The 14,348-nt window shown below is 51.0% G+C and carries 12 protein-coding genes; 9 read left to right on the forward strand and 3 right to left on the reverse strand.

Annotated features, from left to right (window positions below):
* Positions 1-10 precede the first annotated feature (10 nt).
* A complete protein-coding gene (gene recJ / locus BKD14_RS12190; RefSeq protein ID WP_075656437.1) occupies positions 11-1,813 on the forward strand; it encodes a single-stranded-DNA-specific exonuclease RecJ in 1,803 nt (600 codons plus the stop codon).
* 30 nt (positions 1,814-1,843) lie between these two features.
* Here the strand turns inward: recJ and BKD14_RS12195 are convergent, their stop codons facing one another.
* Positions 1,844-2,284: a VOC family protein gene (locus BKD14_RS12195; RefSeq protein WP_075656304.1), complete on the reverse strand. Its 441-nt coding sequence runs from the start codon at positions 2,282-2,284 to the stop codon at positions 1,844-1,846.
* Between the two features lie 229 nt (positions 2,285-2,513).
* On the opposite strand from BKD14_RS12195, the gene BKD14_RS12200 reads away from it, so the two are divergent.
* The 3 genes from BKD14_RS12200 (at position 2,514) to BKD14_RS12210 (ending at position 4,500) form a co-directional block, all read left to right on the forward strand.
* Complete coding sequence (locus tag BKD14_RS12200) at positions 2,514-3,095, forward strand: cold-shock protein (protein ID WP_075656306.1); 582 nt, start codon at positions 2,514-2,516, stop codon at positions 3,093-3,095.
* Between the two features lie 170 nt (positions 3,096-3,265).
* Positions 3,266-3,667, forward strand: coding sequence for a DUF192 domain-containing protein (locus BKD14_RS12205; RefSeq protein ID WP_225688477.1), 402 nt, complete (start codon positions 3,266-3,268; stop codon positions 3,665-3,667).
* 59 nt (positions 3,668-3,726) lie between these two features.
* Complete coding sequence (locus BKD14_RS12210) at positions 3,727-4,500, forward strand: alpha/beta hydrolase (RefSeq protein ID WP_083647101.1); 774 nt, start codon at positions 3,727-3,729, stop codon at positions 4,498-4,500.
* 19 nt (positions 4,501-4,519) lie between these two features.
* On the opposite strand, the gene BKD14_RS19330 is transcribed toward BKD14_RS12210, so the two are convergent.
* On the reverse strand, positions 4,520-4,690 hold the full coding sequence (locus tag BKD14_RS19330) for a hypothetical protein (RefSeq protein WP_175576099.1): 171 nt from the start codon (positions 4,688-4,690) through the stop codon (positions 4,520-4,522).
* Between the two features lie 67 nt (positions 4,691-4,757).
* Here BKD14_RS19330 and cysE point away from each other — a divergent pair, with 67 nt between their 5' ends.
* From cysE to zigA, 3 genes are all read left to right on the forward strand, one after another.
* Positions 4,758-5,582, forward strand: a complete 825-nt coding sequence (cysE, locus tag BKD14_RS12215) for a serine O-acetyltransferase (protein WP_075656312.1) — start codon at positions 4,758-4,760, stop codon at positions 5,580-5,582.
* 168 nt (positions 5,583-5,750) lie between these two features.
* Positions 5,751-5,957 (forward strand): DUF3126 family protein, encoded by a 207-nt coding sequence (locus BKD14_RS12220; RefSeq protein WP_022710917.1) that lies wholly within the window; start codon positions 5,751-5,753, stop codon positions 5,955-5,957.
* A 255-nt stretch (positions 5,958-6,212) separates the two neighbouring features.
* Positions 6,213-7,418 carry a zinc metallochaperone GTPase ZigA gene (zigA, locus tag BKD14_RS12225; RefSeq protein WP_075656314.1) on the forward strand — a complete coding sequence of 402 codons (1,206 nt, stop codon included), beginning with the start codon at positions 6,213-6,215 and terminating at the stop codon, positions 7,416-7,418.
* Between the two features lie 69 nt (positions 7,419-7,487).
* Here zigA and BKD14_RS12230 read toward each other — a convergent pair whose 3' ends face one another.
* Positions 7,488-7,949 carry an Lrp/AsnC ligand binding domain-containing protein gene (locus BKD14_RS12230; protein ID WP_075656316.1) on the reverse strand — a complete coding sequence of 154 codons (462 nt, stop codon included), beginning with the start codon at positions 7,947-7,949 and terminating at the stop codon, positions 7,488-7,490.
* 125 nt (positions 7,950-8,074) lie between these two features.
* On the opposite strand from BKD14_RS12230, the gene putA reads away from it, so the two are divergent.
* Positions 8,075-11,233 carry a bifunctional proline dehydrogenase/L-glutamate gamma-semialdehyde dehydrogenase PutA gene (putA, locus tag BKD14_RS12235; protein ID WP_075656318.1) on the forward strand — a complete coding sequence of 1,053 codons (3,159 nt, stop codon included), beginning with the start codon at positions 8,075-8,077 and terminating at the stop codon, positions 11,231-11,233.
* An 889-nt stretch (positions 11,234-12,122) separates the two neighbouring features.
* Positions 12,123-14,294 carry an anthranilate synthase gene (locus tag BKD14_RS12240; RefSeq protein ID WP_139316410.1) on the forward strand — a complete coding sequence of 724 codons (2,172 nt, stop codon included), beginning with the start codon at positions 12,123-12,125 and terminating at the stop codon, positions 14,292-14,294.
* The last annotated feature ends 54 nt before the right edge of the window (positions 14,295-14,348 follow it).

Here is a 14,348-nt window from a genome sequence, read left to right on the forward strand (position 1 = left end):
CCGCGTGGATATGAATGAGCGTTTGTTTCTCGGAATACGTTCTTCTGCAACGGGCATGAAATGGGTTGATCGTTTAGGTCTGCGGGAAGCCAATACCGCCCTCGCTATCGCCCAGAATTACGGTATTCCCGATCTGGTTTCCCGCGTTATGGCCGGTCGTGGCGTTGGCCTTGAAACCGCCGAAGAATTTCTCAATCCGAGCATCCGCTCCCTCATGCCTGATCCGCTCACTCTGACGGATATGAAACAGGCTGCCGTACGCATTGCCGATGCTATTCAGCGCCGTGAGAATGTTGCCATTTTCGGTGACTATGACGTGGATGGTGCCTGTTCATCAGCGCTGTTATCCCGCTTTCTCAATGCCTATGACATTAAAAATCTGATCTACATTCCGGATCGTATCTTTGAAGGTTACGGCCCAAATCCCGATGCCATGCGTGAGCTGGTTGCCAAAGGTGCATCGCTGATTGTGACCGTCGACTGCGGCACTAACAGTGCCGTGTCGATTACCGCTGCGAAAGATGCCGGTGCTGATGTTGTGGTTCTGGATCACCATCAGGTTGGCGGCGATTTGCCGGAAGATGCCGCCGCGATTGTTAACCCGAACCGTGAGGATGATATTTCAGGGCAGGGGCATCTCTGCGCTGCCGGTGTTGTCTTTATGACTTTGGTGCAATTGGCACGGGAATTGCGTGAGCGCGGTATTAAAGCGGCAAATGGTACGCCGGATTTGCTTAGGTTTCTCGATCTGGTGGGCTTGGCCACGGTTTGCGATGTGGTGCCGCTGATCGGTGTGAACCGTGCTTTTGTTGTAAAAGGTTTGCTTGCTGCCCGCAATCAGAGCAATGCAGGTTTGGCGGCGCTGGCGCGGGTATCTCGCATTGGTGAGCCGCTCAATAATTTCCATTTCGGTTTTCTCATTGGTCCCCGCATTAATGCAGGCGGGCGTATCGGTAATGCTGCTTTGGGTAGCCGTTTGCTGACATTGGATGACCCTGTTGAAGCCAATACCATCGCCGAAGAACTGGACAGGCTGAATGCCGAGCGTCAGGCGATGGAAGCAATAATGTTGCAGCAGGCGGAAGCGGAAGCCTTTGCTGAGCTTTCCGGCAAATCGGGACCTGCGGTTCTGGTCACTGCCAATGAAGACTGGCATCCGGGTATTGTTGGTCTGCTGGCTTCCCGTCTGAAGGATAAGGCGAAACGTCCGACATTTGCCATTGCCTTTAATGGTAATGGTGTGGGCACAGGATCGGGGCGTTCGATCAGCGGTTTTGATCTTGGCAAACTGGTACGCAAAGCCGTTGAACAGGGCTTGCTGGTCAAAGGCGGCGGTCATGCTATGGCGGCGGGTATCACGGTGGAGAAATCCAAACTCGGTGCTTTGCGCGCATTTTTTGAAGAGCAGGCTGCCGAGCAGGTGGATGAACTGCGCGCTGAGCAAAGTCTGGCGATTGATGGTGCGGTTTCTGCCACAGGTGCCACGGTTGCGCTGTATAATGCTTTGGAAAAAGCAGGGCCATATGGTGCTGGTCATGTGCAGCCGCTGCTGGCACTGCCAAACCATACAATCGCTGATGTGCGTGTTGTCGGGCGCGATCATGTGAAAGTTGCCCTGAAAGGGCTGGACGGCAAACGCGTGGACGGTATTGCCTTCCGTGCTGCTGACAGTGATCTTGGGCGTTTCCTGTTCGATCAGGCCGGACACATGGTGCATGTTGCCGGCCATTTATCGCTCAATCACTGGAATGGCTCTGTTTCAACGCAGATCCGCATCGTGGATGCCGCGAAAGTTGATCTCTCGCGCCAATAAGAGGCAGTTTAACAGCTTGCTGAGGTTCGTTTACCAGCTGCCGGTATTTTCCATAGATGCCCATGGTTCCTGCGGTGCCAGTCTTTCGCCTTTTTGCAGAATTTCAATGGAAATACCGTCCGGTGATTTTACAAAAGCCATGCGGCCGTCGCGTGGCGGACGGTTAATGACAACGCCTTTGTCTTTCAGATTTTGGCAGAAGTCATAAATATTATCGACCTCATAGGCGAGATGGCCGAAATTGCGTCCGCCGCTATAGGTTTCCGCATCCCAGTTATAGGTCAGTTCCAGCTCCGGCGCGCGGGAGCTTTCTGCATTTGCCTGATCTTTCGACGCGCTGAGGAAGATCAAAGTGAAGCGTCCCTGTTCACTTTCCGTGCGGCGTGTTTCCACCAGTCCGAATTTTTCAACAAAAAAATCCAGTGACTCATCAATGTCACGAATACGGATCATGGTGTGCAAATAGCGCATGTTTGCCTCCTGTTTTACCCTGTTTGATCCTGTCTGTTTTAGCAGGTGTCATATTTAAAACAGGGCAGATTTGAAATAGTTCACCGCTGTTTTAGCATGCCTGCTCATAAAGTCTGTGATCGAAACAGGAATATTGAAAGTTTGCTCTTGCCGGATACGGTTAAGGAAGTGTTATCTTGAAGATGAGAATCAACCTGATTTGCCCGGCAGATGAAAGGAGGAGCGTGCCATGACTGACAAGTCTTTGTCCCATGAGTTTATGGATGGTACCAACTCCGCTGAGGATGCAACCGATATTGTCGAGATTTCCGGTGCCATTAAATGGTTCGACGTCGCGAAGGGCTATGGTTTTGTCGTTCCCGATCAGGACGGCTACGGTGATATTCTTGTTCATGTGACGACATTGCGCCGTGACGGTTTTCAGACCGCACAGGAAGGTGCGCGTGTTGTTTGCGAAATTCGCCGCGGTGAACGCGGCTGGCAATGTTTCCGCGTTTTGTCTCTCGACCTTTCCGATGTTGCGCATCCTTCAACGCTGCCGCCTGCACGCACCCATGTTGTGGTTACGCCGTCGAGCGGGCTGGAGCGGGCAATTGTCAAATGGTTCAACCGTACCAAAGGTTTTGGCTTTCTAAGCCGCGGTGAGGGGACGGAAGATATTTTTGTTCATATGGAAACGCTGCGTCGCTTCGGTATGATGGAACTGCGTCCGGGACAGGTGGTTCTGGTACGGTTCGGTCATGGTGATAAAGGGCTGATGGCGGCAGAAATTCATCCGGATATTGGTTCGCCTTTTACTAATCCGCATTAAAACCGGTCTCTGACCGGTTTTTTTATATTTGCTATAATGGTCTGCACGTATATTTTCTCTCAAACATGTTTTGAAGTATGGTTTGCCCGATGAAACAGTGGTTTGCTTATTTGGTATTTGTGGCCGCGCTTTTGGGTGGCAGTTTTGCGGTATCAGCGCAGGAAGAGCCGATGCGCGTTCCTTTGGATGCGCAGGCTTTGAAAATACAGACCGCATCGGGCGAGAAAAGTTTCGGGCTGGAAGTTGCCGATACGGATCAGAAACGCAGTGCAGGACTGATGTATCGTAAGGATTTTCCGGCTGACCGTGCGATGATCTTTGTTTTCGGTGAAGAGCGCCCGGTCATGATGTGGATGGCCAATACGCCGCTGCCGCTGGATATGTTGTTTGTCCGTAATGACGGATCAATCGCGCGGGTTGCTGAAAATACGGTGCCTTTTTCAAAAGATATTGTTGCTTCCGGTGAGCCGGTGGCTTTTGTCATTGAAGTGAATGCAGGCATTGCCGCTAAACTTGGCATCAAGGCTGGTGATACAGTCAAGCACCGGATAATATGCGGGCAATGTCAGTGAATTTGAGTCCTGTTGCGCTAAACAGGGCGGAAGATAAATCTCGGAAGTGAACTATGGTCGTGAATGTGAATGAAGTCCGTTATTTTGAACATGACGGATTAAAGCTGGCTTATCGTGACGAAGGACAAGGTGAGCCGGTTTTATTGATCCATGGTTTCGCATCTTCCGGTATGGTCAACTGGCTCAATCCGGGCTGGATTAAAACACTGACCGATGCCGGTTATCGCGCGATTGCGATTGATAATCGCGGCCATGGCCGTTCTGACAAGCCGCATGATCGTGAACTCTACTACCCGTCATTAATGGCGGCTGATGCTGTTGCCCTGCTGGATCATCTGAATATCGATAAAGCCCATGTTATGGGTTATTCCATGGGCGCGCGGATCAGTGCTTTTGCGGCGCTGGAACACCCGTTACGGGTGCATAGTCTGGTATTCGGGGGCTTAGGCATTGGTATGGTCACCGGTGCCGGTGACTGGGATCCGATTTATGATGCGCTGTTGTCGGAGGATGTGGACAGTATCACCCATCCGCGCGGTCTGATGTTCCGTAAATTCGCGGATCAGACAAAGAGCGACCGTTTTGCGCTTGCAGCCTGTGTTATCACGTCCAAAGAGCTTATTCCCGCACAGGCTATGGCGATGATCAGCCAGCCTGCACTGGTTGCTGTCGGCACGAAGGATGATATTGCCGGTGATGCGCAGGATCTGGCCGATCTGATGCCGCATGCAACGGCTGTTGATATTCCTGACCGCGATCATATGCTGGCGGTCGGAGATAAAGTTTACAAGCAGGCTGTGCTGGAGTTTCTGAAGGCGCATCCGATTGACTGAGTGCTGCCGGACAGGTTTTCTATGAAAATGTGACGATCCGCTCAGGTAATTTTACCGCAATAGCAGCAGAGGGATTTTCATCTCTTGTAATGCGGTTTAAACTCGCCCAGATAAATGCCGGAAGCAGCAGCATGAAGGACTGGCGAAAATAATCGGAAATATTTGGTTTCCGGTAAGATTTTCCAGCCATTTCAATGCATTTGGCGGTTTCCGGTGATTGAAGAATAAGTGAATGCTGTAAAGCCAGGAGTGATGCAATGGCCGCACATGGTTCTATTCCGGTGAGCAAGGTCGTCGATCATATGGATCCGATCTGGTATTCCGTGCGTGCTGAGGCCGAAGCTGCAGCCGTGAAAGAGCCGTTGCTGGCGGCGTTTCTGTATTCCACAGTGCTTAATCAAGGCAGTCTGGAAGATGTGGTTATGCATCGCATTTCCGAGCGTCTCGGTCATGCGGATGTGGCTGCTGATCTGCTGCGCCAGACTTTTGTAACGATGAGCAAAGCCTCGCCGGAATGGTCGCAGACTTTGCGCATTGATTTGCAGGCGGTTTATGACCGTGATCCGGCGGCAAACCGTTTTCTTGATCCTCTGCTTTATATGAAGGGCTTCCATGCCATCCAGACCCATCGTCTGGCGCATTGGCTGTGGAAAGAGGGACGCAAGGATTTCGCCTATTATCTGCAGAGCCGCTCTTCATCGATTTTCCAGACCGATATTCATCCGGCGGCGAAATTCGGCAGCGGTATTTTTCTCGATCATGCGACCGGTGTGGTTATCGGTGAAACTGCGGTGGTCGGCGATGATGTGTCGATCCTGCATGAGGTAACACTGGGTGGTACCGGTAAGGCTGGGGGTGATCGTCATCCGAAAATCGGCCGTGGGGTGCTGATCGGTGCCGGTGCAAAAATTCTTGGCAATATCACGATCGGTGAATGCTCAAAAATTGCTGCCGGTTCCGTGGTGGTTAAAGCCGTGCCAGATAATGTGACGGTCGCCGGTGTTCCGGCGAAAGTGATCGGCAGTTGCGATTGTGCTGAGCCTTCGCGCGCGATGGATCAGCTGATTAATGCTGCTGAATAAAAGCACGCCCCGAAAAGTGTAAGCGGTTTTCGGGTAAGGCGTGCGTAAGAATAAATGCACGCCCCGAAAAGTGTGAGCGGTTTTAGGATAAAGCGACATGTTGCCCCTTTACATATCGGGCACAGGGGCGCATGAGACAGCCCCGTAAAATGAAACAGGAGAATCCGTTTGAAACCCGAAGAAATTAAGAAACTGGACGCCTATTTCAAGCGGACTTTTGATAATCAGAACCTGACTGTTAAGGCGCGTCCGCGTAAGGATGACTCCTGCGAAGTCTATATGGATGATGAGTTTCTGGGCATCATCTATAAGGATGAAGATGAGGGCGAACTGTCCTACAACTTCTCCATGGCCATTCTGGAAATGGATCTGTAATTTTAGCAACCCTGTTTGCTGAAGTTAAAAATCTTTTGAATTACAAATATTTATGGCGGCTTATGCATGAAGAGATTCATTCGCATCAGCCGCCGTTTTTATATGTAAGCCTTCAATCTGTGTAATCAGGTCGCAATAGCGTAAAATCTCTTGTGATGTGTTATATTATAACATATCAATATCGCCTTTCCGATAATGACGGGCTGTGCGCTGAAGCGCGCATGACCCATAACATGGCGATATTCAGGAGATGAAATGGAACAACGTTTACCTGTCACGGTTTTGTCCGGTTTTTTGGGCGCCGGAAAAACCACTTTGCTCAACCATATTCTGAACAATCGTGAAGAGGTGCGTGTTGCCCTGATCGTGAATGATATGAGTGAAGTGAATATTGATGCGGCTTTGCTGCGTGATGGCGGTGCCAATCTGTCCCGCACACAGGAGCAACTGGTTGAGCTGACCAATGGCTGTATCTGCTGCACTCTGCGCGATGATCTTTTGCAGGAGGTGACGCAGCTCGCAAAACAGGGGCGGTTTGATTATCTGCTGATTGAATCGACCGGTATTTCCGAGCCTTTACCGGTAGCCTCGACTTTTGAGTTTCGCGATGAGGAAGGTTTCAGCCTTTCTGATGTGGCGCGGCTGGATACGATGGTAACGGTTGTCGACAGCGCCAATCTGCTGCGCGATTATGCATCGCAGGATTTTCTGAGCGATCGTGGCGAGACAGCCGGTGAGGGCGATGAACGCGGTATTGTGGATTTGCTGGTGGAGCAGATCGAGTTTGCCGATGTCGTGGTGCTGAATAAGATCAGCGAAGTTTCGCCCGCGCAAAGACAAGATATTTATAAAATTATCCGCGCACTCAATCCGGACTGCGATGTGGTTGATGCTGACTTCGGCAAAGTGCCTTTGGCGAAGATCATGAATACCGGCCGCTTCAGTTTTGAAAAGGCCGAGCAACATCCGTTATGGTTTAAAGAACTCTATGGTTTTAAAGATCATGTGCCGGAGACTGAGGAATATGGCATCTGTTCTTTTGTCTATCGTGAGCGCCGCCCGTTTGATCCGGCTAAATTCCATGACTTCATTCAGCAAAGTTGGGCAGGGCTGATCCGCTCGAAGGGTTTTTTCTGGCTGGCCACCCGCCCGCGCTATGTGGGTGAGCTTAGTCAGGCGGGGGCATTATTGCGCACCGGCAAGCGCGGATTGTGGTGGGCGTCAATCCCGAAACAATATTGGCCGGAAGATGAGGGTTGGCGTCAGTCTATGCAGCCTTATCTTGATCCGTTCTGGGGTGACCGGCGGCAGGAACTGGTTTTTATCGGTACTGCCGCGATGGATGAGGGGGCAATACGGGCTGCGCTGGATAATTGTCTGGTTGAAGCCGATAATTTTGTGCCCGATGAATGGGCATCGCTTTACGATCCGTTCGAGCCATGGGATCAGCGCGCAGCATAATTTATTATTTTAAAACAATATTATACGCCTTTGCGTGAAGAAATAGATTCACGCAAAGGCATGACGCTTTTAAATCCCGATTGCCGAGGTTTCTTTAACCTCCTCCATCACCGGATAGGTATGGGTTTCACGTACGCCCGGTAGCGAGAGCAGGGAGTCTGCCAGAAAGCGGCGATATTGTTCCATGTCCGCTACACGTGCTTTCACTAGATAATCAAAGCCGCCTGCCACCATATGGCATTCCATCACCACCGGATTGTTTTTTGTGGCCTCGGCAAAGGTTTCAAAAACCTCCGGTGTTGTGCGGTCGAGCTTGATCTCAACAAAGACAAGCATGGAGCGGTTGAGCATTTTTGGTGAGAGCTTTGCCGTGTAGCCCAGCACATAACCATCGCGGGTTAAACGCTTGACCCGCTCGGCCGTTGCGGTCTGTGACAGGCTGATTTTCTCGGCCAGTTCGGCATTGGTCAGCTTGCCGTCCTCCTGCAATGCACGGAGGATCTTTTTGTCCATAGCGTCAATTTGCTTCATTTTAGCTAAAATTCCGATTTTTGCAGTGATATCCACCGAATAAGGCACTTTAATTAGTGAGATAAACTATATGAGATAAAATATACAGTTAAAAACCCGTCGCAAGACTCTACAGGAGCCTTTTTATGACACTGCCCAATACAGCCCTTTCAAACGCCCCTCAGGTTGTTTCTGAAAAGGCTCAAAATACAACCCTGCCACTGCCGCCTTTTACCGCGCCTTATGCACCGGATGACCATGAGCTGGTCAGTGCATTGCTGGCCAGCGTAACATTCGATGATGCCGCCAACCGCCGCATTGATGCGCGGGCTTCGGAATTCATCACCAATATCCGCAAGCAGTCCAAAGGGATTGGCGGTGTTGAAGATTTCCTGCGTGAATATGGCCTGTCCACCCGTGAAGGTCTGGCGCTGATGGTGCTGGCCGAAGCGCTTCTGCGCGTGCCGGATAGTGCGACACAGGACAAGCTGATCGAAGATAAGCTGAAACAGGGCAACTGGTCTGAGCATCGTGCGCAGGGCGATACATGGTTTGTATCCGCTTCCGCATGGGGGCTGGGTCTGGCAGCTAAAGTTATCCGTCCGGGCGAAACACCGGAAGGCGTTCTGTCTTCGCTGGTTAAGCGTATGGGCTTGCCGACAGTTCGCACAGCCACCAAACAGGCAATGCGCTTTCTCGGTTCGCATTTCGTGCTGGGTGAAAATATTCACGATGCATTGAAGCGCGCCAAAGTCGCTGAGAAAAAAGGCTATCGCCATTCTTTCGATATGCTGGGCGAAGGTGCCCGCACTGCAGAAGATGCCAAGCGCTATTATAAGTCCTATTCCGATGCGATTGATGAAATCGGCAAAGCTGCCGGCAATGGCAAACTGCCGGATCGTATGGGTATTTCGGTCAAACTTTCGGCACTGCATCCGCGTTATCTGGCAACCCATCATGCGCAGGTGATGCGTGAACTGGTGCCGGATGTGCTGGCGCTGGCTCAGAAAGCCAAATCCTATGATCTGAACTTCACCATTGATGCGGAAGAAGCAGACCGTCTGGAGCTGTCGTTAGATCTGATCGACCGCGTTTTCGCTGATCCGTCACTGGCTGGCTGGGATGGTTTTGGCCTGGCGATTCAGGCCTATCAGAAGCGCGCTCTGCCGGTTATCCAGCATATTGTTTCCCTGTGCGAAAAGACCGGCCAGCGCATGATGGTGCGTCTGGTGAAGGGTGCTTACTGGGATACAGAAGTGAAGCGTACGCAGGAGCGCGGTCTGGAAGACTATCCGGTCTTCACCCGCAAAGCTGCAACCGATGCGTCTTATATTGCTTGCGCCCGCTATATGCTGAATCAGCGTAAGCATATTTTCCCGCAATTTGCCGGACATAACGCCCTGACAGTGGCGATGATTCTGGAAATGGCCGGAAATGATAAGAGCGGTTTCGAGTTCCAACGCCTGCATGGCATGGGTGAAAGCCTGTTCAAACAGGTGACAGAAGCCGGTGAAAAGATTGCCTGCCGCGTTTATGCGCCTGTTGGCGGCTATCGCGACCTGCTGGCTTATCTGGTGCGCCGCCTGCTGGAAAATGGTGCGAACTCGTCGTTTGTTTCCGTTGTGGGCGATGAAAATGTGCCGGTTGCAAGCCTGCTGAAGCGTCCGGTTGAAATTTTGAATGATGGCAGAGGCATGCGGAATGCAAATATTCCGTATCCCGTTGATATGTATGGGCAGCGTCGCAACTCTGCCGGACTTGAATTTGGTGACAGACTAGTATTGGGGACTTTTATGGACGGGATCGTTAAGGCGCGGGCGAATGTTGATGCAGTGCCATTATTTGCCGGTTTTGCTAAAAAAGGCTCCGGTCAGCCTGTATTGTCGCCGGTAGACGGTTCTCAGGTGGGTACAGTTGCCGAAGCAACTGCTGAAGATGCTGCAAAAGCTGTTGAAGTTGCACGTAAAGGCTTCGCCGGCTGGTCACGCATGAGCGTTGAAGACCGCGCAACAGCGCTGGAACGTGCCGGTGATCTTCTGGAGAAGAACCGCGACTGTTTCATCGATCTTCTGTCGCGTGAAGCCGGTAAGACAATGGATGACGGTATTGCCGAAATCCGTGAAGCCGTTGATTTCTGCCGTTATTATGCTGCGGAAGCCCGTCGTCATTTTGCCAATGAAACCATTATGCCTGGCCCTACAGGTGAAGATAACCGTCTGCGTTATCGCGGTCGCGGTGTGTTCGTTTGTATCAGCCCGTGGAACTTCCCGCTGGCAATCTTCCTTGGTCAGGTGACCGCTGCACTGGCTGCTGGTAACGCCGTTGTCGCTAAGCCTGCGGAACAGACCCCGCTGATCGCCTATGAAGCAATCAAGCTGCTGCACGAAGCCGGTGTACCGCAGGATGCAGTGATTTATCTGCCGGGTGACGGTTCCGTTGGTGCTGCTCTGACCTCACATGCCCGCATTGACGGTGTGTGCTTCACCGGTTCGACCGATACAGCATGGGCAATCAACCGTACTTTGGCCGCCAAGAAGGGGCCGATTGTGCCGCTGATCGCTGAAACCGGTGGCCTGAACGCCATGATCGTTGATGCGACTGCTCTGCCAGAGCAGGTTGCGGATGATGTTGTTATGTCGGCATTCCGCTCTGCCGGTCAGCGTTGTTCGGCTCTGCGTATTGTTTATCTTCAGGAAGATGTTGCTGACGGCATGCTGAAGATGATCGAAGGTGCAGCACGTGAAATGCATCTCGGCAATCCGGCTCTGGAAACCACAGATATCGGCCCGATCATTGATCGTGAACAGCAGACCATGCTGAACGACTATGTTGAGCAGATGAAGGGCAAAGCCAAAGTGACCAAGGTTGGCGTGACACCGGAAGGTGAATTGCAGGCCGGTCATTTCTTTGCACCGCATATTATTGAGCTGAAAGATGCATCAGAACTGACACGCGAAGTGTTTGGTCCGGTTCTCCATGTCGTGCGCTGGAAGGCATCTGAACTTGATAATGTTCTCGATCAGGTTGCCAATTCGGGCTTCGGTCTGACCTTTGGTCTCCATAGCCGTATTGAAGCGGTTGTGGCTCGTGCGGTTGAGCGTCTGGATGTGGGTAATATCTATATCAATCGTAACACAATCGGTGCGGTTGTCGGTACGCAGCCATTCGGCGGTTCTGGCCTGTCCGGCACCGGTCCTAAGGCTGGTGGCCCGAACTATCTGCTGCGCTTTGCGCTGGAGCAGGTTGTGTCGGTTAACACCGCAGCAGCCGGTGGTAACGCTTCGCTGATCGCGATGGGCGAATAATATAGCCAACGCGATTGCCCTCAATCAGGGCACTATGTTGCGTTTTATCGAAAAAGAATCGCCTGCCGCATAAAATGTGGCGGGCGATTTTTTATTTTCTGTTTTGCACAGAATTTCGTTGACGAAAAATACAACCTGAGGTAGTTTTGATCTTGTACTGAAAAGCATACTTCACTTAGTTATTTTAGATCTGAGCATAATATTTTTTTGAAATTAATTGCTTTTGAAAAGCGGGACGGGCAAATCTTCCCCATATGATCGCCTGCCTGACAGTTCGCATATCGGACATTTTAACCCGGATCTTTTTGCTGATCCGGGTTTTCTTTTGGAAGTTTTTGATTGATGGCTTGATATAAGCTTCTGTTATTGTGCTGTTATATGAAAATGTGCTCTTTACCGGCTGGGGCAGTTCTCAGAGGTTTGATGTAGTGAATGGGGTGTGAGCGTTTGAGCATTTGTAACGCGGTGGCTCATAGTGCAGACTCATGTCGTGTGTTGAATGGGCTTGATCGGCGTTTATTCGAATGAAATTTAAAATGCAATTTTAAGATGTATGTATTTGTTCTGCGCAATAATATCTTTTCCGCAAAATGATAAAACAGAAGAGCTTGCAAGGTCTGAAAAACAGAGCTAAAAATAGCGCATGACTAATTTTACTTTTGCATCTCTTATTTGGTGGTGGGCTCGCTTCTAGCGGCCAACGCAGACATTTGCATAAGTGTCATTCAGGTCGCTCAGGGGTTCACCGGGCGGCCGTTTTTATTTTCTGCCCTGAAATCCTGAAACGCCTGAGTATCTACTTAAAATCAAAGCAGAGATGCTTTGTTGAAAAACAGGTGCGAAACCGGCCGTTTGGCAGTATAGGGATCGCAGCAACAGGAGCAGAGCGATTATGGCAAAAACTGCCGATCAGGATCAGCACGATCATATCACGCAGGGCGGCATTACTGTCGCACGCCGCCGTCATCTGGTGGATTATAAAACGGCTATCGACAAGCGTATTGATGCGCTGGATACAAGACGCGGCGCTGTCTTTTCATCCAATTATGAATATCCGGGTCGTTACACACGCTGGGATACAGCAATTATTGATCCGCCGCTGGTGATTACCTCCAAAGGCCGCTCTATGCGCATTGAAGCACTGAATGCCCGCGGTGAAATTCTGCTAGGCGGTATCCGCCCTGTGATCGGTGCTTTGCAGGAAGTGACGATTAATGATGAAACAGAGCAGAAAATTCAGCTGACGATTGCTGAGCCGACACGCCAATATATGGAAGAAGAACGCTCGCGTATGCCGTCGGTCTTCACCGTGCTGCGTGAGATCGTCTCTCTGTTTTATTCCGAGGAAGACAGCAATCTCGGCCTTTACGGTGCTTTCGGCTATGATCTGGCCTTCCAGTTTGAGCCGATTACTTACAAGCTGAAACGCCCTGAAGATCAGCGCGATCTGGTCCTGTTTTTGCCGGATGAAATTCTCGTCGTTGACCATTATTCGGCAAGAGCATGGGTGGATTCCTACGACTTCACTGTCGGCAATAAGAAAACTGATGGCTTACCGCGCGAAACACCGTCTGACGTGTTCAAAGCAGCTGAAAAACTGCAGGCAAAAGGCGATCACCAAAAGGGCGAATATGCTGCTCTGGTTGAGCGCGCTAAAGAAAGCTTCAAATGCGGAGATCTTTTTGAAGTCGTGCCGGGGCAGATTTTCTATGAGAAATGTGAAAACCAGCCGTCAGCCATTTCCCGCAAGCTGAAAAGCATTAACCCGTCACCATATTCTTTCTTCATCAATCTGGGTGATCAGGAATATCTGATCGGTGCTTCACCGGAAATGTTTGTGCGGGTGAATGGTCGCCGCATCGAAACCTGCCCGATCTCCGGCACGATCAAGCGGGGTGAAGATGCGATTTCAGATTCAGAGCAGATTCTGAAACTGCTCAATTCCAAAAAAGATGAATCCGAACTGACCATGTGTTCCGATGTGGATCGCAATGATAAAAGCCGCGTTTGCGAGCCGGAATCGGTGCGTGTAATCGGTCGTCGCCAGATCGAGATGTATTCCCGCCTGATCCATACGGTTGACCATATTGAAGGTCGTCTGCGCGATGGGATGGATGCATTTGACGGTTTCCTCAGTCATGCATGGGCTGTAACCGTGACTGGTGCGCCGAAGCTATGGGCAATGCGTTTCATTGAAGAAAATGAGCGTAGCCCGCGTGCATGGTATGGCGGTGCGGTTGGCATGATGCATTTCAACGGTGATATGAATACCGGTCTGACACTGCGCACTATCCGCATTAAAGACGGTGTGGCGCAGGTGCGGGCAGGGGCAACTTTGCTCTATGATTCAAACCCGCAGGAAGAAGAAGCCGAAACCGAGCTGAAAGCATCGGCAATGCTGACAGCGATCCGTGAGGCGCATATCAAGCCGGAATTGCAGGAGAAGGCGCAGTCTATGAAAGCAGGAACCGGAATTTCTGTTCTGCTGGTCGATCACGAAGATTCCTTCGTGCATACGCTTGCCAATTATTTCCGCCAGACCGGCGCCAATGTGGCGACTGTGCGTTCGCCGGTGAGTGATGAAATTTTTGACCGCTTCAAACCGGATCTGGTGGTGCTTTCACCGGGACCTGGTACGCCGAAAGATTTCGACTGCACGAATACAATCCGCAAAGCACGTGAGCGTGATCTGCCGGTCTTTGGTGTGTGTCTCGGCTTGCAGGCGCTGACAGAGGCCTATGGCGGCTCGCTGAAACAGTTGGAAATTCCGATGCATGGCAAGCCGTCACGGATTAAAATTCTGAAAAACGGCGTGGTGTTTGATGGACTCGGGCAGGAAGTCACCGTTGGCCGTTATCATTCACTTTATGCGGATAAGGCAACATTGCCAGCGGATTTCATCGTCACTGCTGAGACAGATGACGGCGTTATCATGGGCTTTGAACATGCAAAAGAACCGGTGGCTGCAGTACAGTTCCATCCGGAGTCAATCATGACACTCGGCGGTAATGCCGGTATGCAGATGATTGAAAATGTAGTGTCAAAGCTCGTCAAGAAATAACTGCAAGTGATGTTTAAAAGAAAAGCCGCGTAACATCTGTTGCGCGGCTTTTTT

The sequence above is a fragment of the Pseudochrobactrum sp. B5 genome (assembly GCF_001939785.1).
Taxonomy (GTDB): Bacteria; Pseudomonadota; Alphaproteobacteria; order Rhizobiales; family Rhizobiaceae; genus Pseudochrobactrum; species Pseudochrobactrum saccharolyticum.

What these genes read in the sequence shown, in the direction of transcription:
- recJ (WP_075656437.1), top strand. Translation starts at nt 11, where the DNA reads ATGAATGAGCGTTTGTTTCTCGGAATACGTTCTTCTGCAACGGGCATG.
- BKD14_RS12195 (WP_075656304.1), bottom strand. Translation starts at nt 2,284, where the DNA reads ATGCGCTATTTGCACACCATGATCCGTATTCGTGACATTGATGAGTCA.
- BKD14_RS12200 (WP_075656306.1), top strand. Translation starts at nt 2,514, where the DNA reads ATGACTGACAAGTCTTTGTCCCATGAGTTTATGGATGGTACCAACTCC.
- BKD14_RS12205 (WP_225688477.1), top strand. Translation starts at nt 3,266, where the DNA reads ATGCGCGTTCCTTTGGATGCGCAGGCTTTGAAAATACAGACCGCATCG.
- BKD14_RS19330 (WP_175576099.1), bottom strand. Translation starts at nt 4,690, where the DNA reads ATGGCTGGAAAATCTTACCGGAAACCAAATATTTCCGATTATTTTCGC.
- cysE (WP_075656312.1), top strand. Translation starts at nt 4,758, where the DNA reads ATGGCCGCACATGGTTCTATTCCGGTGAGCAAGGTCGTCGATCATATG.
- zigA (WP_075656314.1), top strand. Translation starts at nt 6,213, where the DNA reads ATGGAACAACGTTTACCTGTCACGGTTTTGTCCGGTTTTTTGGGCGCC.
- BKD14_RS12230 (WP_075656316.1), bottom strand. Translation starts at nt 7,949, where the DNA reads ATGAAGCAAATTGACGCTATGGACAAAAAGATCCTCCGTGCATTGCAG.
- putA (WP_075656318.1), top strand. Translation starts at nt 8,075, where the DNA reads ATGACACTGCCCAATACAGCCCTTTCAAACGCCCCTCAGGTTGTTTCT.